14 protein-coding genes are annotated in these 21,311 nt (G+C 51.6%); 5 read left to right on the top strand and 9 right to left on the bottom strand.

Annotated features, from left to right (window positions below; translation table 11 throughout):
• The first annotated feature begins 391 nt into the window (after positions 1–391).
• From focA to OGY08_RS24885, 4 genes are all read left to right on the top strand, one after another.
• Positions 392–1,249, top strand: coding sequence for a formate transporter FocA (gene focA, locus OGY08_RS24900; RefSeq protein ID WP_003831909.1), 858 nt, complete (start codon positions 392–394; stop codon positions 1,247–1,249).
• A gap of 59 nt (positions 1,250–1,308) precedes the next feature.
• The gene (gene pflB / locus OGY08_RS24895) at positions 1,309–3,591 is read left to right on the top strand and encodes a formate C-acetyltransferase (protein WP_003035753.1); all 2,283 of its coding nucleotides are present in this window, start codon (positions 1,309–1,311) and stop codon (positions 3,589–3,591) included.
• Between the two features lie 310 nt (positions 3,592–3,901).
• Positions 3,902–4,642, top strand: a complete 741-nt coding sequence (gene pflA / locus OGY08_RS24890) for a pyruvate formate lyase 1-activating protein (RefSeq protein WP_003035751.1) — start codon at positions 3,902–3,904, stop codon at positions 4,640–4,642.
• Positions 4,643–4,728: 86 nt separating this feature from the next.
• Positions 4,729–5,523 carry a PA3715 family protein gene (locus OGY08_RS24885; protein WP_286566806.1) on the top strand — a complete coding sequence of 265 codons (795 nt, stop codon included), beginning with the start codon at positions 4,729–4,731 and terminating at the stop codon, positions 5,521–5,523.
• Between the two features lie 54 nt (positions 5,524–5,577).
• On the opposite strand, the gene OGY08_RS24880 is transcribed toward OGY08_RS24885, so the two are convergent.
• Complete coding sequence (locus OGY08_RS24880; protein ID WP_003035749.1) at positions 5,578–6,999, bottom strand: amino acid permease; 1,422 nt, start codon at positions 6,997–6,999, stop codon at positions 5,578–5,580.
• 212 nt (positions 7,000–7,211) lie between these two features.
• Complete coding sequence (locus OGY08_RS24875) at positions 7,212–8,360, bottom strand: MFS transporter (RefSeq protein WP_003831907.1); 1,149 nt, start codon at positions 8,358–8,360, stop codon at positions 7,212–7,214.
• Between the two features lie 385 nt (positions 8,361–8,745).
• Here OGY08_RS24875 and ycaC point away from each other — a divergent pair, with 385 nt between their 5' ends.
• Positions 8,746–9,372: an isochorismate family cysteine hydrolase YcaC gene (ycaC, locus tag OGY08_RS24870; protein ID WP_003035746.1), complete on the top strand. Its 627-nt coding sequence runs from the start codon at positions 8,746–8,748 to the stop codon at positions 9,370–9,372.
• Positions 9,373–9,482: 110 nt separating this feature from the next.
• On the opposite strand, the gene OGY08_RS24865 is transcribed toward ycaC, so the two are convergent.
• The 7 genes from OGY08_RS24865 to ftsK form a co-directional block, all read right to left on the bottom strand.
• Positions 9,483–10,346 (bottom strand): dimethyl sulfoxide reductase anchor subunit family protein, encoded by an 864-nt coding sequence (locus OGY08_RS24865; protein ID WP_125363237.1) that lies wholly within the window; start codon positions 10,344–10,346, stop codon positions 9,483–9,485.
• Between the two features lies 1 nt (position 10,347).
• Entirely contained in the window at positions 10,348–10,965 is a 618-nt protein-coding gene (gene dmsB / locus OGY08_RS24860; protein WP_003831905.1) for a dimethylsulfoxide reductase iron-sulfur subunit DmsB, read from the bottom strand.
• Between the two features lie 10 nt (positions 10,966–10,975).
• Entirely contained in the window at positions 10,976–13,420 is a 2,445-nt protein-coding gene (gene dmsA / locus OGY08_RS24855) for a dimethylsulfoxide reductase subunit A (protein WP_153753429.1), read from the bottom strand.
• A gap of 236 nt (positions 13,421–13,656) precedes the next feature.
• A complete protein-coding gene (serS, locus tag OGY08_RS24850) occupies positions 13,657–14,949 on the bottom strand; it encodes a serine--tRNA ligase (RefSeq protein WP_003831902.1) in 1,293 nt (430 codons plus the stop codon).
• A gap of 92 nt (positions 14,950–15,041) precedes the next feature.
• Positions 15,042–16,385 (bottom strand): replication-associated recombination protein RarA, encoded by a 1,344-nt coding sequence (gene rarA, locus OGY08_RS24845; RefSeq protein WP_048214581.1) that lies wholly within the window; start codon positions 16,383–16,385, stop codon positions 15,042–15,044.
• Positions 16,386–16,395: 10 nt separating this feature from the next.
• On the bottom strand, positions 16,396–17,007 hold the full coding sequence (gene lolA, locus OGY08_RS24840; protein WP_003831898.1) for an outer membrane lipoprotein periplasmic chaperone LolA: 612 nt from the start codon (positions 17,005–17,007) through the stop codon (positions 16,396–16,398).
• Positions 17,008–17,118: 111 nt separating this feature from the next.
• Positions 17,119–21,183: a DNA translocase FtsK gene (gene ftsK, locus OGY08_RS24835; RefSeq protein ID WP_286566802.1), complete on the bottom strand. Its 4,065-nt coding sequence runs from the start codon at positions 21,181–21,183 to the stop codon at positions 17,119–17,121.
• Positions 21,184–21,311 lie beyond the last annotated feature (128 nt).

The following is a 21,311-nucleotide window of genomic DNA, read 5'->3' as shown; positions in this document are numbered from 1 at the left end:
TGCCTCGAGTAGGCTAAATGTATTGTCTGAGCTATATTACGGGGCGCTTAAAGCGCCCCGTTTTTTATTTTGGTCAAACCAAAAAATAAATGTAAAAGCAAGGTTAAATATTAGTGGTTGATATTAAAAAATTAGCTTATTAATGTGGTTTTTTATCTCAATTACTCCATTTTAATTAACCGTCCCATAGGAGGCTGAAAGAAAAAATTCAACTCACTTTATAATTTTTAAAATTTATTTTTATATGTATAATCAACATGTTACACCGTAATCGCATAAAAACCATGCGTCTTACGGGCCTATAAGCCAGGCGAGATATGATCTATATCAAATTCTCATCTATAATGCTTTGTTAGTATCTCGTCGCCGACTTAATAAAGAGAGAGTTAGTGTGAAAGCTGACAACCCTTTTGATCTTATTCTACCTGCTGCAATGGCCAAAGTTGCCGAAGAAGCAGGCGTCTATAAAGCAACGAAACATCCGCTTAAGACGTTCTATCTGGCAATTACTGCCGGTGTATTCATTTCAATTGCCTTTGTTTTCTATATCACCGCCACAACCGGCACTGGTACTATGCCTTTCGGCATGGCGAAATTAGTAGGTGGTATCTGCTTTTCCCTGGGGCTGATCCTTTGTGTTGTCTGCGGTGCAGACCTCTTCACTTCAACCGTACTGATCGTCGTTGCTAAAGCCAGTGGTCGTATTACCTGGGGTCAGTTAGCGAAAAACTGGCTTAACGTTTATGTCGGCAACCTGATTGGCGCCCTGATCTTTGTGTTACTCATGTGGCTTTCTGGCGAGTATATGACCGCCAACGGCGCATGGGGGCTCAACGTTCTGCAAACAGCCGACCACAAAGTGCACCATACTTTTGTTGAGGCAGTGAGCCTTGGTATCCTGGCTAACCTGATGGTGTGTCTGGCCGTATGGATGAGCTACTCGGGCCGCAGCCTGATGGACAAAGCGTTTATTATGGTATTACCGGTCGCAATGTTTGTTGCCAGCGGTTTTGAGCACAGTATCGCAAACATGTTTATGATCCCTATGGGTATTGTAATACGCGATTTCGCCACCCCGGAATTCTGGACCGCAGTTGGGTCTTCTCCGGAGAATTTTTCTCACCTGACCGTGATGAATTTCATCACCGATAACCTGATTCCGGTTACGATCGGTAACATTATCGGCGGCGGTTTGTTGGTCGGGTTGACATACTGGGTCATTTATCTGCGTGGTAACGATCATCATTAATCTGTTGATGCCCATTACACGCAGTAAATAAAAAATCCACTTAAGAAGGTAGGTGTTACATGTCCGAGCTTAATGAAAAGTTAGCCACAGCCTGGGAAGGTTTTACCAAAGGTGATTGGCAGAATGAAGTAAACGTACGTGACTTCATTCAGAAAAACTACACTCCGTATGAGGGTGACGAGTCCTTCCTGGCTGGCGCAACTGATGCGACCACTGCACTGTGGGACAGCGTGATGGAAGGCGTTAAACAGGAAAACCGCACTCACGCGCCTGTTGACTTTGACACCTCCGTTGCTTCTACCATCACTTCTCACGACGCTGGCTACATCAACAAAGCGCTCGAGAAGATTGTTGGTCTGCAGACTGAAGCTCCGCTGAAACGTGCGATCATTCCGTTTGGCGGCATCAAAATGGTTGAAGGTTCCTGCAAAGCGTACAATCGCGAACTGGACCCGATGCTGAAAAAAATCTTCACCGAATACCGCAAAACCCACAACCAGGGCGTATTCGATGTTTACACCAAAGACATTCTGAACTGCCGTAAATCCGGTGTTCTGACTGGTCTGCCAGATGCGTATGGCCGTGGCCGTATCATCGGTGACTACCGTCGCGTTGCGCTGTACGGTATCGACTACCTGATGAAAGACAAATACGCTCAGTTCGTCTCTCTGCAGTCCGATCTGGAAAACGGCGTAAACCTGGAAGCAACTATCCGTCTGCGTGAAGAAATCGCTGAACAGCACCGCGCTCTGGGTCAGATCAAAGAAATGGCTGCTAAATATGGCTGCGATATCTCTGGTCCGGCTACCAACGCTCAGGAAGCTATCCAGTGGACTTACTTCGGCTACCTGGCCGCAGTTAAATCTCAGAACGGTGCAGCAATGTCCTTCGGTCGCGTATCCACCTTCCTGGATGCTTACATCGAACGTGACCTGAAAGCAGGCAAAATCACCGAGCAAGACGCACAGGAAATGATCGACCACCTGGTCATGAAACTGCGTATGGTTCGCTTCCTGCGTACTCCTGAATATGATGAACTGTTCTCCGGTGACCCGATTTGGGCAACTGAATCAATCGGTGGTATGGGCGTTGATGGCCGTACTCTGGTTACCAAAAACAGCTTCCGCTTCCTGAACACCCTGTACACCATGGGTCCTTCTCCGGAGCCGAACATCACTGTTCTGTGGTCTGAAAAACTGCCTCTGAACTTCAAGAAATTCGCCGCTAAAGTGTCCATCGACACCTCTTCTCTGCAGTACGAGAACGATGACCTGATGCGTCCGGACTTCAACAACGACGACTACGCTATCGCTTGCTGCGTAAGCCCGATGGTTGTTGGTAAACAAATGCAGTTCTTCGGTGCGCGTGCAAACCTGGCGAAAACCATGCTGTACGCAATCAACGGTGGCGTTGATGAAAAACTGAAAATGCAGGTTGGTCCTAAATCTGAACCGATCAAAGGCGACGTTCTGAACTTCGACGAAGTTATGGACCGCATGGATCACTTCATGGATTGGCTGGCTAAACAGTACGTCACCGCGCTGAACGTTATCCACTACATGCACGACAAGTACAGCTACGAAGCCTCTCTGATGGCGCTGCACGACCGTGACGTTATCCGCACCATGGCGTGTGGTATCGCTGGTCTGTCCGTTGCTGCTGACTCCCTGTCTGCAATCAAATATGCGAAAGTTAAACCGATTCGTGACGAAGACGGTCTGGCTATCGACTTCGAAATCGAAGGCGAATACCCGCAGTTTGGTAACAACGACTCTCGCGTTGATGACATGGCGGTTGACCTGGTAGAACGTTTCATGAAGAAAATTCAGAAACTGACTACTTATCGTAACGCTATCCCGACTCAGTCTGTTCTGACCATCACCTCTAACGTGGTTTATGGTAAGAAAACTGGTAACACCCCAGATGGTCGTCGTGCTGGCGCGCCGTTCGGACCGGGTGCTAACCCAATGCACGGTCGTGACCAGAAAGGTGCTGTTGCCTCTCTGACCTCCGTTGCTAAACTGCCGTTTGCTTACGCTAAAGATGGTATTTCTTACACCTTCTCTATCGTTCCGAACGCACTGGGTAAAGACGACGAAGTTCGTAAGACCAACCTGGCTGGTCTGATGGATGGTTACTTCCACCACGAAGCGTCCATCGAAGGTGGTCAGCACCTGAACGTGAACGTCATGAACCGCGAAATGCTGCTGGATGCGATGGAACATCCGGAAAAATATCCGCAGCTGACCATCCGCGTTTCTGGCTACGCAGTACGTTTTAACTCCCTGACTAAAGAACAGCAGCAGGACGTTATTACTCGTACCTTCACTCAGACCATGTAATTGGTTTTGACTGAAATCGTACTTTAAAAAGCGTACAATAAAGGCTCCACGTAAGTGGGGCCTTTTTAATAGCCTGCTTTGTCAGCTATCTATACTTATATACTCGATGGATTTCGAGTTGCATTGAGGCGGCAACGGAGTGAATCCCCTGGAGCGTACAGAAGTACGTGACTGGGGTGAGCGAAGGAAGCTAACAAAGATGCAGCTTGAAAGACGAAAAGTATGGATAGCAGCCAAAACAGACTCGACACAGTTAATAACTGTGCACTAACACTGGCCCCGGATGGGCCACACCTGGAGAAACACCGCAATGTCAGTTATTGGTCGCATTCACTCCTTTGAATCCTGTGGCACTGTTGATGGCCCGGGCATCCGCTTTATTACCTTCTTTCAGGGCTGCCTGATGCGCTGCCTGTATTGCCATAACCGTGACACGTGGGATACACACGGCGGTAAAGAAGTCACCGTCGACGAATTAATGAAAGAGGTGGTGACCTATCGCCACTTTATGAACGCATCCGGCGGCGGCGTGACGGCGTCTGGCGGCGAAGCTATCCTGCAAGCTGAATTCGTACGTGACTGGTTCCGCGCTTGTAAAAAAGAAGGTATTCATACCTGTCTGGATACCAACGGTTTTGTTCGCCGCTACGATCCGGTGATCGATGAGCTGCTGGAAGTCACCGACCTGGTCATGCTCGATCTCAAACAGATGAACGATGAAATCCATCAGAATCTGGTCGGCGTATCTAACCATCGTACGCTGGAGTTCGCGCGTTACCTGTCAAACAAAGACATCAAAGTGTGGATCCGCTATGTTGTCGTACCTGGCTGGTCTGATGACGATGACTCCGCACACCGCCTCGGCGAATTTACCCGCGATATGGGTAACGTTGAAAAAATCGAGCTGCTGCCTTACCACGAGCTGGGCAAACACAAATGGGTAGCAATGGGCGAAGAGTACAAACTGGATGGCGTCAAACCACCGAAGAAAGAGACCATGGAGCGCGTGAAGGGCATTCTCGAGCAATATGGACATAAAGTGATGTATTGAGTTTTAGCCACCACGAAACGGCTGCCCTGAACGGCAGCCGTTTTGCTATCTAAGCGACAACCACTCGAATTAAAGGAAAGGACGCCATGCGGTTATTCATTTCTGGCATGTTGCTGTTATCTGCCCAATACGTAAATGCCGCCAGCAACTGTGATATCAACGCCATTGTGCAACATGCATGGCCAGATGCAAAACCGACAGCGGAAGGCAAGCTACTCACACAGCATAATCAGGTTATCGATATCACAGGTAACTCACCGCAAAGCGCAATTTGCCGTGTCTGGCCAGCCCACCCGGAACTGACCCTAGCGGCGATTCCGCTGATGGCACAACAATATAGCGATTACGATCGCATTGGCGATCTGGAGCTTCTGGTACTGGATTCCACAAGCCTCGACGTAAAACAGCGGCTACACCTGCCCGAACGTATGAATGACGATGCCATTCAAATTACCGGTCTGGCGCTGGATACTGCGCGCTGGAAAGTTACCCCAGCTCAGACCGCATTTGGCTTACGAGTCGCCCGCACCGGCAGTTCCCGTGTAAATCCTTTTAGTGAAGATGCGCTATCGCTGTTTGTTATTGAAAATAATCAACTACGGGCGGTATTAAACGGAATCGTACTTGAGAATAGCACCGGTGAATGGGACGGGAACTGTGTGGGAACATTCCACGATATTAAACGCACCCTTGCCCTTGCGCCTGATTCACATAATGGATACTTCGATATTCGGGTAAACGAGAAAAACGTGGAATCAACGGCCTATACAGACGCCAACGAGCAGTGCGCATCAAAGGATAAACCGGGGAAAGCCAGTTGGGTACTGCGTTATGATGGCAAACAGTATGCCATCCCAAAAGAACTGTCCCCGTTGTTTTGAGAGGCAAAGCAGGAGATAGCATCACTATCTCCTGCTCTTCTGCCATACTTGTCTTTAGCGTCCTCTTCTCGCCAGTAGCGGGAAAATCAATCCCAGCCCAACCAGCACAAATGGCGTCACGATATTCAGCGTGAGCTGGAATGTCCACTCAGGGGTAAAGGCTTCCATTTTCGGGAAAATCCCGGTCAGACAGGCAAATGCGGTAAAGGCAAAGCACCAGATCCCCACGGTCATCGCAAGCGAGCGGTTGCGAATAAAGACATATTCCGATTTATATTTTTGCGCCAGGCGAATAACGGCAATGAACGCCACAAACACCCATAAATAACGCAATGGCATCACGACAGAGTTAAGATTCAATAGCCATTTATACAGGTTGTTCATGTCGCCAATTCCCAGCGTTGGCAACATAATCAAAATCGCCACCAGCACCAGCGTCAGAATATAACCATTTACCGGCGTACCGGAAGCGTTGGTTTTACACAGGCTCTCGGGAATATATTTACGATCAGCATCACCCAGCAGAACTTTAAGCGGTGCATCAATAGAAAATACCAATGCCGCAATCTGTCCCAGCGTATTGGCAATCGCGTAAATAACCATCAGCGAATTACCCATACCATAATACTCACCCAATTTCTGGAAGGCGTAATATTGACCATTCGTCATCAGGTCATCTGGAATATGCCGGGAGTCAAACATCATTCCCATAGCCAGCGACCCGAGAATCGCGCATACCGCTACCATAACAGCCAGAACGAGCATCCCTTTTGGAAATTCTTTGCCCGGATTACGGGTCTGATTAACGTATGGCGAAATTTTCTCCGCACCGCCCACGGCAAAGACCAGCATGGAGATCGTAGTAATGTAGGTAAAATCGATGTGCGGGATAAACGATTCCCAGGTGATATTGGTTGTCGCTATTTGCACATCCGTAATTGCAGGCGCGGTTACCGCCATCACGACATACAAAATGGACATCACAAACATCGCGATGCCTGCAACTGACCCAACAATTTTCAGTGACTTCATGCCACGGGACGCAACCCACATGAAAAAGACAAACAGCGCCAGCGTCAGCCCCTGCAACGCCACGACGGTGTACTCTTTAATCAACGAACCATCGCCCTTCAGCGCCCATCCCAGCGCAATCAGAATAGCCTGCGGTTTTTGCGCCAGATAAGGTATATGAACAACCCAATAGGTCCAGGCAGCAAGATAGGCCAACCCTGGCCCCATGGTATGTTTAATCCAGGTACTGACGCCGCCTTTACCCTCTTTAAAGGTTGAGCCAAGCTGCCCGACGATCAACGCATAAGGAATAAAATAGAGCGCGAAAATAAATATCCAGGAGGAGACAACAACCAATCCCTGATTAGCATAGTTGTTGACGACGTTACCAAAACCCCAGACGGTAATAAATGACATTAATGCAATGTTGTACCATCGCAATTGTTTTTCCTGCACACCAGCCATACGCAATCCTTTGTGGAAGCTTTTTGATTATCAATATATGAGGCGTGGGATTATGCGCGGTAAAATGAGCGAGCGGAAACGGCAGGATGTAAAACTATAACCTTCTGCACACTTTATTTTCAGGGCAGACGTGTGCGATTAAATAATGCAGGTTCCCATAAAGCATACATAAACAGTATGTATGGGACCTGTTCATATTCTGTTAAATCAGGTCAAATGTGCGCAATAGAATTGGGCGTATGGCCCGTCTTACGCAGCAGCATTAGTAAATAAATAAACGATACGCTGGCGATCATGATAAACAGCAAGCTATCTGAATAATTCTGCATTAGCATCGCAGTAAACGAAGGTCCCAGCAGACTGCCCACGGTATAGCTCAATAGCAATGCCTGATTCATGGCGACCAGCTGATGATGTTCCACCTTTTCACAGGCCCAGGCCATCGCGACCGGATAGAGGGTAAAGCCTGCCGCACCCAACATAAACAACGCGGGCGCCATCGCCGCCTGATTCAGCATGGCGATACTCCCGACGATCACCACGAAGACCTGGACGCGTAAAACCAGCAGACGTCCCAGCTTATCCGCCAGACGGCCAATCGGCCATTGCCCCAGAATACCGGCACTTACCAGAACCGCCATCCAGAAACCAATGCTGGCGTTGCTCACCCCCTGATGGTTGAGATACAGCGGCATCAGGCCATACAAAGACCCCAGCACGATCCCGGAAATAATGCAGCCATTAACGCCCAGGCGCGCCTGACGCAACCTCAGCATGGAGACAATAGGCGTAGACTGCTGTTCATCGCCCTGCTGATTAGCAATGCGCGTAAAGAGCAGTGGCAAAACACCCGCCAGGATAGTACCCGTCACCCACGGCAGGACGTTCATCAATTCTGTTGATACTTTACTGACCAGCAGTTGGCCTAAAAACGTTCCCACATAATAGATCATCATATAGGCGGCAAGTAACCGTCCGCGATTACGTGACGTCCCGCTGCACATCAGCGCGCTTTCCACGACCACCCAGATCATGGCGCAGCCAACACCAGCGATAAAACGCCATGTCATCCAGCTCCAGAATCCCACCATAATCCCCAGCCCGACACAGCCCGCGGCGAAAATAAGCGAGGCGATGTAATAGCTGCGATTAAAACCAAGGTGTTTTATTAAATACCCTGTCAGCAACGTCCCTACCAGATTACCGGTAAAGTAAGACGAGCTCACCACGCCTACCTGCCAGGTAGGCAGATTTTCATGGGCGAGCCAAAGCGGGACGAGCGTGTTTAACACGGCGATCGCCAGGGTCAACAGAAGTAGCCCGCACAGCAATAGCATGACGGGACGGGTATAGGTGGACATGAATAAAAACCGTGAGGAAGTTCAAATTTCATGCGCATCATGCCACTGCTAAAAACATTGTCAATCGGCGGACTCAGAGGGCTGAGGCGCTTTCTGGTCGATCGATTTGCATTACTGATTCTTAATGTGAATAGATAAAAAACACAAAATCACATCTACTTGTTTTTATTGATCTAAAACAAAAATCTCGCGTTACGTTCAGTCGAAAAATTTCATGGACTCCCCTTACTTTTATTTCTTACTAAACTCTATGCGGGATGCTGAGCTGCATTGTCTTCAAAATAGAACAGTGAGTTCTTATTTATCTATCTAATCCAAATATCGTTCTTTTCGTAGACTTAAACTCATCAAATTTCCCCCACTGATACTGAACAGGAGAAATACCATGACTAAACCTTACGTAAGACTTGATAAAGACAATGCGGCAGTACTGCTGGTCGACCATCAGGCTGGCCTGCTCTCTCTGGTTCGGGATATCGATCCCGATAAATTTAAAAACAACGTGCTTGCGCTCGGTGACTTAGCAAAATACTTCAACCTCCCAACCATTCTGACAACCAGTTTTGAGACAGGACCAAACGGACCGCTGGTACCGGAACTGAAAGCTCAATTTCCGGATGCGCCCTACATTGCTCGCCCAGGAAACATTAACGCATGGGATAACGAAGATTTCGTGAAAGCAGTAAAAGCGACCGGCAAAAAGCAGCTGATTATCGCTGGTGTCGTGACGGAAGTTTGCGTCGCTTTCCCAGCGCTCTCGGCTATTGAAGAAGGTTTTGACGTCTTTGTTGTCACCGATGCTTCAGGCACGTTTAATGAAATTACCCGCCATTCAGCATGGGATCGGATGTCTCAAGCAGGCGCTCAATTGATGACATGGTTCGGAGTAGCATGCGAACTGCACCGCGACTGGCGCAACGATATCGAAGGTCTGGCGACGTTGTTCTCTAATCACATTCCGGATTATCGCAATCTGATGACCAGCTATGACACGTTAACTAAGCAGAAGTAAAGACTGGGGCAAAACCCTGGCCTGACATGTAGCCGGATAGCGCGCAGCTTGAAGGCCTACGGATATTGTAGGCTTGATAAAGCACGAGGCACCATCCGGCATATTATGGATTAACTCGCCACCGCCATACCGACGGTCATATGCAGCCCGTAGAACACGCCACGACCAATCAGCTCGCCGACTAACAGCAGAATAAACGCGACGGAAAGCAACGGAACGGCAGGCTGGTAACCCTTCACTTGCGGTACTATCCAGCAGCACAACGCTAACGCCAGCGCCACGATCCGCCACGCCATCAGCGAACCGTAATCCGGAACCAGCGCAGAGGCCTGTTGAATCGAACTGTGGATTGTCGCCAGTTCAGTCCCCTGCATTACCGACATGATGGCACTCACGACCAGAGCAAGCACTGATATAGCCGGCAGCAGGCGCATCGCCCAACCATCCACGCCAGCAATTCTCAGTAACAGATATCCCAGCAGCGGACCGCCCATAAACATCGTCAGGAAGAAGCCCAGCGGTGTCCAGACGCTGTACCAGGTCGGTACAGTATCGATGGTGTTATACACGCGCACCATCATCCAGACAAAAACCACACCCAGCACCATGGTGACAACTAACCACAGATTGCGTAATGCAGGCGACATTTTCTTCAACATAGCCAGCAGCCAGCCGATACCGCCAACGGCAAAGAAGAGTGAGCCGCTGGCAATTTCGTTACTCAACGCAGATGGCCCAACGCGATTGAGTGAGTTAAAGGCGCGCATCGGTGAGCCCAGGTGGAGCATGGAAGCAATAAAACCAATGCCCATTAATACCCACAGCCCAAACATGCAGGTAATTACGCGTTGCTGCGATTCTGGGCGTAAGCCCCCTTTCATCAACGCCAGTGCCAGAACAATAAAACCGCCAACCACACACTGTCCGAAGACCGTGAAGATCATCAGCGGCCATTCATGCCATCCACTTCCCATCTTACACCTCCTTCGGATTAGCCAGATAACCTGTGGTATCCCCGGTCGGGCGGCTATTGGCGTTAGGTTTGATGACAATGCTCGGTTTGGTAAAGTGCGCGCCCGGCAATGGCGCAACCGCAGCCAAAGTACCGTGTTTTTTGCGCAGTTCATCAATTGGGCCAAAATCCAGCGCACGCAGTGGACAGGACTCGACGCAAATAGGTTTCTTACCTTCAGCGACGCGCTCATGGCAGCCATCGCATTTGGTCATGTGCCCTTTGTCAGCATTGTACTGTGGTGCGCCGTAAGGACAGGCCATGTGGCAATAGCGGCAGCCGATGCACACATCTTCATCGACAACGACAAAGCCATCTTCACGTTTGTGCATCGCACCGCTCGGACACACTTTGGTACAGGCCGGGTCTTCACAGTGGTTACACGCAATGGAGAGGTAATAGGCAAAGACGTTCTGATGCCAGACGCCGTTGTCTTCCTGCCAGTCACCGCCCGCGTACTCATAAATGCGGCGGAAGCTGACTTCAGGGGTTAAATTTTTGAAATCTTTGCACGCCAGTTCGCAGGTTTTGCAACCGGTGCAACGGCTGGAATCAATAAAAAATCCATACTGGGTTGTCATCGGTTACTCCTTACACCTTTTCAACCTGAACAAGGTTCGTGTGAGATGGGTTCCCCTTCGCGAGAGGAGACGGACGCTGGGTCGTCAGGACGTTAATACAACCGCCCTGGTCCACGCGTTTTGCGTCCGGGTCATACCACGCCCCTTCGCCCAATGCCACCACGCCAGGCATCATACGCGGCGTTACTTTCGCCTCAATGTGCACTTCACCACGATCGTTAAAGATGCGCACCTTGTCGCCGTTGTTAATGCCGCGTCGCTGTGCATCCATCGGGTTGATCCACATTTCCTGACGGCAGGATGCTTTCAGAACATCCACGTTGCCATAGGTCGAGTGGACGCGAGACTTATAGTGGAAGCCGGTCAACTGCAGAGGGAATTTCTCCACCAGCGGGTCGTTTAAGCTCTCAAAACCTGGGGTATAAATCGGCAGTGGATCAATCACATCACCTTCCGGCAGTTCCCAGGTTGACGCGATCTCGGCAAGCTGCTGCGAATAAATTTCGATCTTACCTGACGGCGTGGTCAGCGGATTGGCGTTAGGATCCTCACGGAACGCCTTGTAGGCCACGTGATGTCCCTGTGGGTCGCGCTGTTTAAAGATCCCCTGCTTGCGGAATTCTTCAAACGTTGGCAGTTCAGGAATGGCTTTGCGCGACTGCTCGTACAGATGACGCATCCACTCTTCCTGAGTACGACCTTCTGTAAACTGCTGCTCAACACCAAGGCGTTTCGCTAGCTCACTGGTCATCTGGTAGATAGTCTTGCATTCGAAGCGTGGTTTGATCGCCTGATCGGTGAAAATCACATACGACATATTTCCGCAGGAGGCATCCAGTGCGAAGTCCATCTGCTCCGAAGCGGTGCAGTCCGGCAGCAAAATATCCGCGTATTTCGCCGAGGAGGTCATATGACAGTCGATGACAACGATCATCTCGCAATTCTTATCATCCTGTAGGATTTCATGTGTGCGGTTGATATCAGAGTGCTGGTTAATCAGACAGTTACCGGCATAGTTCCAGATCATCTTAATCGGAACATCAAGCTTATCTTTGCCACGAACACCGTCACGCAGCGCCGTCATCTCCGGACCTCGCTCAATGGCGTCCGTCCACATAAACATAGAGATGCTGGTTTCGACTGGGTTTTCCAGCGTAGGCATACGTTCAAACGGCAAACTGTATGAGCCCTCACGCGCCCCGCTGTTGCCGCCGTTAATCCCAACGTTACCGGTAAGGATTGCCAGCATAGAAATGGCACGAGTCGCTATTTCACCGTTAGCATGGCGCTGCGGTCCCCACCCCTGACTGATATATGCCGGTTTAGCGCTACCGATTTCACGTGCCAGTTTGACGATTCGATCAGCAGGAATACCGGTAATTTGCGCTGCCCATTCCGGGGTCTTGGCGATACCGTCTTTGCCCTGCCCAAGAATATACGCCTTATAGTGACCGTTTTTCGGTGCGTCGGCCGGTAAGGTTTTCTCGTCGTAACCCACGCAGTATTTATCAAGGAACGGTTGATCGACCATGTTTTCGGTGATCAGCACATACGCCAGACCATTCACCAGCGCCGCATCGGTACCTGGGCGGATCGGGATCCATTCATCTTCACGACCCGCACCGGTATCCGTGTAGCGAGGATCGATAATGATCATGCGGGCATTGGATTTCTGTCGCGCCTGCTCAAGGTAATAGGTTACCCCACCCCCGCTCATACGGGTTTCACCTGGGTTATTCCCGAACAGAACCACCAGCTTGCTGTTTTCAATGTCGGACGGGCTGTTACCGTCTGCCCAGCCGCCGTAGGTGTAGTTCAACCCGGCAGCGATTTGCGCTGAAGAGTAGTCACCGTAGTGGTTCAGGTAGCCGCCACAGCAGTTCATCAGACGTGCTACCAGCGTTTTGCCTGGCGGCCAGGAGCGTGTCAGGGTGCCGCCCAGCGTACCAGTGCCGTAGTTCAGGTAGATAGACTCGTTGCCGTAGTCTTTGATAAGACGCTGCATATTGCTGGCAATGATGTCGTAGGCTTCATCCCAGCTGATACGCTCAAATTTCCCTTCGCCACGTTTACCGACGCGTTTCATCGGGTATTTCAGACGGTCGGGATTATAAACGCGACGACGCATGGAGCGACCACGCAGACAGGCGCGTACCTGGTGCAAGCCGTCATAGTTGTCATCACCGGTGTTGTCGGTTTCAACATACTTTATTTCACCGTCTACCACGTGCATACGCAGAGGACAGCGGCTACCACAGTTCACCGTACACGCGCTCCAGATGACTTTCTCATTGGCCTGTGTCGGATTAAGGGCTTCTGCAGCATTTGCAATACGGGTAAATGGCAGGGTAAACGCGCTACTGGCCACCGCCAGTCCGCCTATCGCCGTCGTTTTCACCAAACCTCGGCGACTAACCTCAGCTGCCAGCATGGCATCGGGGATCTTAGTTTTCATAGTGGCTCACTCTGCTGCTCACAATAAACAAAAGAGAAATACTCGTTATATAGATTTTTATATATCGTTAATATCAATATACAGACTGGTAGATACTGAATTTGCGAAAAGACAGAGATAAATACTGACTTTCATTCGAAGGCAGTATTACTCCTATGGAGGTAGGCGTTATTGTCCGACGTCAAACGGGCATAAAAAAAGCGCCCTGAGGCGCTTTTTTAGCAAAGAAAGGTAGCTTAGCCGATAAATTCCAGGCCATTCATGTACGGACGTAACACTTCCGGAACCTGAATACGGCCATCAGCCTGCTGATAGTTTTCCATCACCGCAACCAGCGTACGTCCAACCGCCAGACCGGAACCGTTCAGCGTATGTACTAAACGGGTCTTTTTGTCGGATTTGCTGCGGCAACGCGCCTGCATACGACGAGCCTGGAAATCCCACACGTTGGAGCAAGAGGAGATTTCGCGATAGGTGTTCTGCGCCGGGATCCACACTTCCAGATCGTACGTTTTGCATGCGCCGAAGCCCATGTCGCCTGTGCACAGGATGATCTTACGGTACGGCAGGCCCAGCAGCTGAAGAACCTTCTCAGCATGGCCGGTCATCTCTTCCAGCGCGTCCATAGAGTCTTCCGGGCGAACGATCTGCACCATTTCAACTTTATCGAACTGGTGCATACGGATCAGACCACGGGTATCACGACCGTAAGAACCTGCTTCAGAACGGAAGCACGGCGTATGCGCGGTCATTTTGATCGGCAGCGCATCTTCGTCAATGATTTCGTCGCGAACCAGGTTGGTCAGCGGAACTTCTGCCGTTGGGATCAGCGCATAGTTGCTGCTGTCAGCTTCTTCATCCAGCGGACGGGTGTGGAACAGATCGCCAGCAAATTTCGGCAGTTGCCCTGTTCCGTACAGCGTGTCATGGTTAACCAGATACGGAACGTAGTTTTCGCTGTAACCATGCTGTTCGGTATGCAGATCCAGCATGAACTGAGACAGCGCACGGTGCATGCGCGCGATCTGCCCTTTCATCACGACGAAACGAGAGCCGGTCAGCTTAACCGCAGCGGCAAAATCAAGACCCGTGTGCATTTCACCCAGGGTAACGTGATCGCGCACTTCGAAATCAAACTCACGCGGAGTACCCCAACGGCTGACTTCAACGTTGTCATTTTCATCTTTACCCACCGGAACGTCGTCCGCTGGCAGGTTAGGAATGGTCAGCGCAATGTCGCGGATCTCGGCCTGTAAGGTATCAAGTTCAGCTTTCGCGGCATCCAGCTCTTCGCCCAGTTTGTTCACTTCCAGACGTAAAGACTCGATATCTTCCCCGCGCGCTTTTGCCTGGCCGATGGATTTCGATCGAGAGTTACGCTCTGCCTGCAGGTTTTCAGTTTGTACCTGCAGAACTTTACGACGCTCTTCAAGAGCGCGCAGCTTATCTACATCCAGCTTAAAGCCCCGGCTTGCCAGTTTTTCTGCGACTGCGTCTGGCTCATTACGCAGCAGATTGGGATCGAGCATGCTTATCCTGTGCTTATCGAATTAAAATAGGAGAAAGTGACCACAGCCTGCGGTCACAGGGATACAGAGACAACATTACCGCAACGATAACACTAACGGTAGCGTTTTATAGGGCTATTTTGATCCTGTCCGGCGAGCCAGGCGAGCTTTTCGCCAATCTTGCCTTCAAGACCTCTGTTTGTGGGGTGATAATAGCGCGTTTGTGCCATTTCCTGCGGGAAGTACTCTTCTCCGGCGGCGTAGGCATTTGGTTCATCATGGGCGTAACGATACTCCTGACCATAGCCCATTTCTTTCATCAGCTTAGTTGGCGCATTGCGCAGGTGGACCGGCACGTCGTAATCCGGACGTTCGCGGGCATCAGCCAGCGCGGCTTTGAAGGCGGTGTAAACCGCATTACTTTTCGGCGCGCAGGCCAGATAAACAATTGCCTGAGCAATCGCTCGTTCACCTTCCGCGGGTCCCACGCGGGTAAAGCAGTCCCATGCGGAAATTGCCACCTGCATGGCGCGAGGATCGGCATTGCCCACATCTTCAGAGGCAATTGCCAGACAGCGACGGGCTACATACAGCGGGTCACCGCCTGCACTAATGATGCGCGCATACCAATAAAGTGCCGCATCCGGGGCGCTGCCGCGAACCGATTTGTGTAATGCGGAGATGAGATCGTAAAAACGATCGCCTTTATTATCGAAGCGTGCGCTGCGTTCACCGGCAATTTCAGTGAGCAATTCTGGTTTCAATACGCGCTTACCGGAATCATCAACTTCGGCCATATCGGCCATCATTTCCAGCGTATTCAGCGCTCGCCGCGCGTCGCCATTCACCAGTTCGGCAATCGCCCGACGCGTCTCTGGTGGCAGTACGATATCCTGACCACCGTAACCACGGGCATTATCTGACATCGCCTGGTCCAGCACCTGTTCAATATCGTCGGTGGTTAACGATTTCAGTAAATAAACACGCGCCCGCGACAACAGTGCCGAGTTCAGTTCAAACGAGGGATTTTCAGTGGTGGCGCCAATAAACGTGATGGTACCGTCTTCAATATGCGGTAAAAACGCATCCTGTTGGCTTTTATTAAAACGGTGAACTTCGTCCACGAACAGGATCGTACGTCGACCCGCGTTACGATTCTGACGCGCCCGCTCAATCGCTTCACGAATTTCTTTTACACCAGACGTGACCGCCGAAATTCGTTCAACATCGGCGTTAGCGTAACGGGCAATAACTTCGGCTAGCGTGGTTTTCCCCGTCCCCGGCGGACCCCATAAAATCATAGAGTGCAGGTGCCCGGCCTCGATGGCGCGCGGCAAGGGTTTACCCGCAGCCAGCAGATGCTGCTGGCCGATGTACTGCGCTAAATTTTCTGGCCGCATACGTGCGGCCAGTGGCTGAAAGGTATTATCAGAAAAGTCGAGCGACAGATTGCTCACTCACACGCCTCTACTTACGTTGATCGTCAACCGTTACACCTTGCGGCGGGGTAAAGGTGAATTTCGAAGGTTCAATCGCACCATTCTGCTGAGATTTCAGCTGATAGCTGCTGCGCTGATCGTCTTGCTCAACGGCACTGAACTGATGGATCGTCCCGTCCCGCCCAACATTGATAGTAAACTGCTTCAGGTTACCGCTGCTGGTTTTTGGCGTCAGCACGAAATCATCGCCGTTTTGCTTAATGTTGTACTGTTGCCAGTCGCTGGCCTGGTTACGCGCAATCAGCATAAACGGCGTGTTGCCCGTAGCGTCTTTCAACCAGGTCGCAGTCGCCTGCTCAACAAACGGGTTAAAGAACCACAGCGTTTTACCATCGGAAACCAGAATGCTCTCGTCAGGCTGCGTCATATGCCAGTTAAACAGATTAGGGCGTTTAACCCATAAGTCGCCCTGACCTTCCTGCACCGCCGCGCCGCTACCGTCCGTGACCTTCTGAGTAAAGCTGGCATGGAAGCTACTGACTTTATCCAGACGGCTTTTCAGGTCGCTGGCAGCATCAGCCCAGACGCTGCTCACCACAAAGCTAGACAGTAATGCACAGGTGATTGCGATTCTTTTCATCGTTATTCCTCAAAATACGTCACTCCCAACGGGGAGATCCCTCTGCTATCCATTTCAGGCCAAAAATCAGCATGAGGAAAGTAGAAAATACTGAATTACTTAACTTTGCAATCATTCGAAGGGCGGCGGAGCCAGCACTTCACGATTACCATTATGCCCTTGTTCGCTGACTATTCCCTGCGCTTCCATCTGTTCGATGATGCGCGCCGCTCGGTTGTAACCGATACGGAACTGACGCTGGACGCCGGAGATTGAGGCTTTGCGTTTCTGAGTAACAAAGTTCACCGCCTGATCGAACAGCGGATCCAGTTCTTCGCCACCATCAAAGCCGCCACCGCCGCCTTCGCTTTCGCTGTCAGAGGTAATGCCATCAACGTATTGTGGACGGCCGCGCGCTTTCCAGTCCTGAACTACCGCGTGAACTTCTTCATCGCGTACAAAGGCGCCGTGTACACGTACAGGGATCGTCGAGTTTGGTGCAGAATAAAGCATGTCACCCATACCCAACAGCGATTCCGCGCCGCCCTGGTCAAGGATGGTACGCGAGTCAATTTTACTGGACACTGTAAAGGCGATACGCGTCGGGATGTTCGCTTTAATCAGACCAGTGATAACGTCAACTGACGGTCGCTGGGTTGCCAGCACCAGGTGGATACCCGCCGCACGCGCTTTTTGCGCCAGACGAGCGATTAGTTCTTCCACCTTTTTGCCAACGGTCATCATCAGGTCAGCGAATTCATCCACCAACACCACGATATACGGCAGTTTTTCCAGCACCGGATGCTGAACATCCATGCTGTCGCCCGGCTTCCAGTATGGGTCTGGAATCGGACGTCCCATACGGGCGGCTTCAGCAATCTTATCGTTATAACCGGCAAGGTTACGCACGCCAAGCGCCGACATCAGTTTGTAGCGACGTTCCATTTCATTGACGCTCCAACGCAAGGCATTGGCGGCATCTTTCATGTCGGTCACAACTTCAGTCAGCAGATGTGGAATACCTTCATAAACAGAAAGTTCCAGCATTTTCGGGTCAATCATGATAAAGCGAACGTCTTCCGGCTGCGCTTTGTACAGCATGCTGAGGATCATGGCGTTCACCCCAACAGACTTACCGGAACCGGTTGTCCCTGCCACCAGCAGGTGCGGCATTTTAGCCAGATCGGCCACCACCGGTTCGCCCGCAATATCTTTGCCCAGCACCACAGTCAGCGGAGATGAGTTATCACGGAATTTAGCGTTATCCAGCACTTCTCGCAGATAGACGGTTTGACGTTTTTTGTTCGGTAACTCCAGTCCGACATACGGTTTGCCTGGAATAACCTCGACCACACGTACCGCCGCGGTCGACAATGAACGCGCCAGATCTCGTGACAGGTTAGAAATACGCGCTGCTTTAACCCCTGGAGCCAGATTAAGCTCAAAGCGGGTAATCACCGGGCCAGGAGAATAGTTCACCACATCGGCTTTAATGCGGAAATCCGCCAGACGCGCTTCCACCAGACGTGCCATTTGTTCCAGTGCGAACGTATCTATCGGCTCAACTTCGCTCGGCGGCGGCGTGAGCAGATCTAACGATGGCAGCGGCGTGCTTGGACGGTGCGCCGGACGACTATCCCCATTACGCATCAGCAGCGGATGGATCAGACTATCCTGCGGCGGTGGTGTAGCAGGCTGCGCTGGCTGCTGATAATGCTGCTGCGGTGCAACTGGCTGCGCTGGCTGTTGATAATGCTGCTGCGATGCAACTGGCTGCACCGGTTGCTGGTAGTGCTGCTGCGGTGCAACAGGCTGCGCTGGTTGCTGATAATGCTGCTGTGGTGCAACTGGCTGTGCCGGTTGCTGATAGTGCTGTTGCGGTGCAACTGGCTGCGCCGGTTGCTGATAATGCTGCTGCGGCGCAACTGGTTCCTGGTACTGCGGCGCGGGCTCCGGCATTACGCCAGGCGTAAACAGCGGCTCATGCGGCCCCTCATCCACCAGCGTTTTCATTGGCGAAAATTCAAAGTCATCGAGGGAGAACGGATTCGCTCCGACAGGCTGTTCACCGGAATAACGCTGCTGCTGAGAAGAAGCAAACTGGCGAGCCAGTTCCGCTTCTGCGGCTGAATCTTCGTCATCAGTCTGGTGGGTTTCGTCCTGATACTCTTCGCCATAACGATGCTGCTGCGACTGAGCGAACTGACGTGCCAGCTCGTCCTGCTGCATTGCATCCATTTCATCGTCACTATACGCGTCTGTATCAAGCTGCTCTTCGCGCGCTTTCTCTTCAGCCATACGCTGTGACGGCAGTTTTATGCCATATGAAGCCAGTTCACGACGAGTAGGCACGCGCACACGATTCGGACGCGGCAACTGCGGGCCAATGCCCTCTTTCACCTGCGGACGCGGCGTACCGCTGCCTGCAAGGCTAAAGACAGGTGCTGCGGCAGCGGCACCTGCCCCTAACGCGGCGCTTTTTACGCCAGCGGCCAGCGGTGCAACGGCAGCAACAGACTCAACGGGTGGTATGGATGCAGTCGCCGGCATAGATGGCGTAGACGGCTTAACACGCTCAGGCTCCTGAGCAGGTTCTGGAATCGGCTGATACCATGCGGCCAGTTGCTCACGCTCACGCGCACGTTTCTCTTCGACTTCTTCAAAGTAATAGAGCGGCGGACGAGTCGGTTTAACTTCTTCAACCACCGGCTCAGGTTCCACCACTGTTGGTTGTTCAACCACAGGCTGCTGGAACGTAGTGCTCTGTTGAAAAGTTGGATCCTGCTGATAAACAGGTTGCTGCACAGGCTCCGGCTGATAAACAGGCTGCTGGAATGCGGCGTTCTGTTGAGAGGTCGGATCCTGTTGATAGACAGGTTGCAGCAAGGGCTCCGGCTGATAAACAGCTTCCGGCTGCGGCGCGACAGGCTGCGTATAAACAGGTTCAACGGGCTGCTGTGCGTAATATTGCGGCTGCGGACTCTGCTCCACAACCGGTTGTTGCCATGGCTCATACGGCTGCTGCACCGGAGGTTGCGCGTACTGGGCTGGCTGCGGATAACCTTCAGGCGCTGGTGCAATCGCGGCATCACCGGTTTGCGGGCCAGGCACGGGTTGCCAGGCCACAGTTGGGACCGGTTGCTCCATAACAGTGTTGGTCACGGGTGACGTTTGCAGTAACGGATCGACCGGTGCGCTCCAGGCCTGAGCGGCTGTTGTAGCTGCAGCTGCTGCAGCCACAGGCTCGGTCACCGAGTGGCCGTTAAGCAGTGGATCAAGTTCGTCATATTCAGGCAGCGTCGCGCGATTACCGGAAAACAGCACATCATTAGGATCGGCAACCACGCCACGGGCGCTGTATTCAATTTCGTCTTCATCATCCATGCGTTTGCCGGAGAACAGCGCCGCATCGGTATGACGACCAAGCGGGTTGGTAAATTTCTCCGCCAGACGTTTACGGCGCGCTAACGCACCGCGCAGGATACGAGCTCGGCGCGATTCATGGGGTTTGCCATCAGCGGCGTCGACAGACTCTTCTTCGTCTTCATACTCTTCGTCATCGACCCAGGTATCGTCGCGGCGGGTACGGTTGCTGGCAAACGTCAGGATATTGAGTAACCAGCCGCCCAGTTTTTCCGCAATGCTCACCCATGACCAACCGGTGAACAGCGTTAATCCCGCTGCCCAAATGCACAACAATGTCAGCGTGCCGCCGCTGCTGTGCAGCAATGGTTGTAGCGTGGTGCTGAGCAGACTGCCGATCACGCCGCCAGAGGCGAAATACCAGATGTCATCGGCGTTAATTGCGGCCAGCCCGCAGGAAGTGAGAATCAGCGCCAGAACGCCAATAATGCGTAGCGAGACGGCAAAATAATCGACGTATTCGTCGCTGGCCTGATATCGCCAGGCAAACCAGCAGCCACCGACAATGATGACGGGGATGGTGTAGGCCATGACGCCAAAAATAAAGAACAGCGTATCCGCCAGCCATGCTCCAGGTATTCCACCCAGATTATGGATAGGCTCATGCCACGCGGTTTGCGACCAACTGGGATCCGAAGGGTTAAAGCTGAGTAAGGCAGCCATCAACCAGACGGCAAAAAGGGCAATAAGGATCAGTAGCGCTTCCAGAAGTCGGCGCCCGCTGCTTAACTTCGTCAATGTGACGTCTTTGTCTTCAGTGTATTCCTGGCTCAAAAACGGCTCTCCAGGTTTCGGGCTTTTCCTGCCCGATGCTAAAACGGACAACAGCACCGGGTTGCCCCGGCACTGTTGCTGTATGGATTAACAGGAGTGTAATCAAACTGCGTCGATTTTGCACCTGT

Origin of the sequence: Citrobacter sp. Cpo069, assembly GCF_030332785.1 — a bacterium.
GTDB lineage: Bacteria > Pseudomonadota > Gammaproteobacteria > Enterobacterales > Enterobacteriaceae > Citrobacter > Citrobacter portucalensis.
The sequence above is the reverse complement of the archived record's forward strand: the minus strand, read 5'-3'. Positions and strand labels throughout refer to the sequence as shown.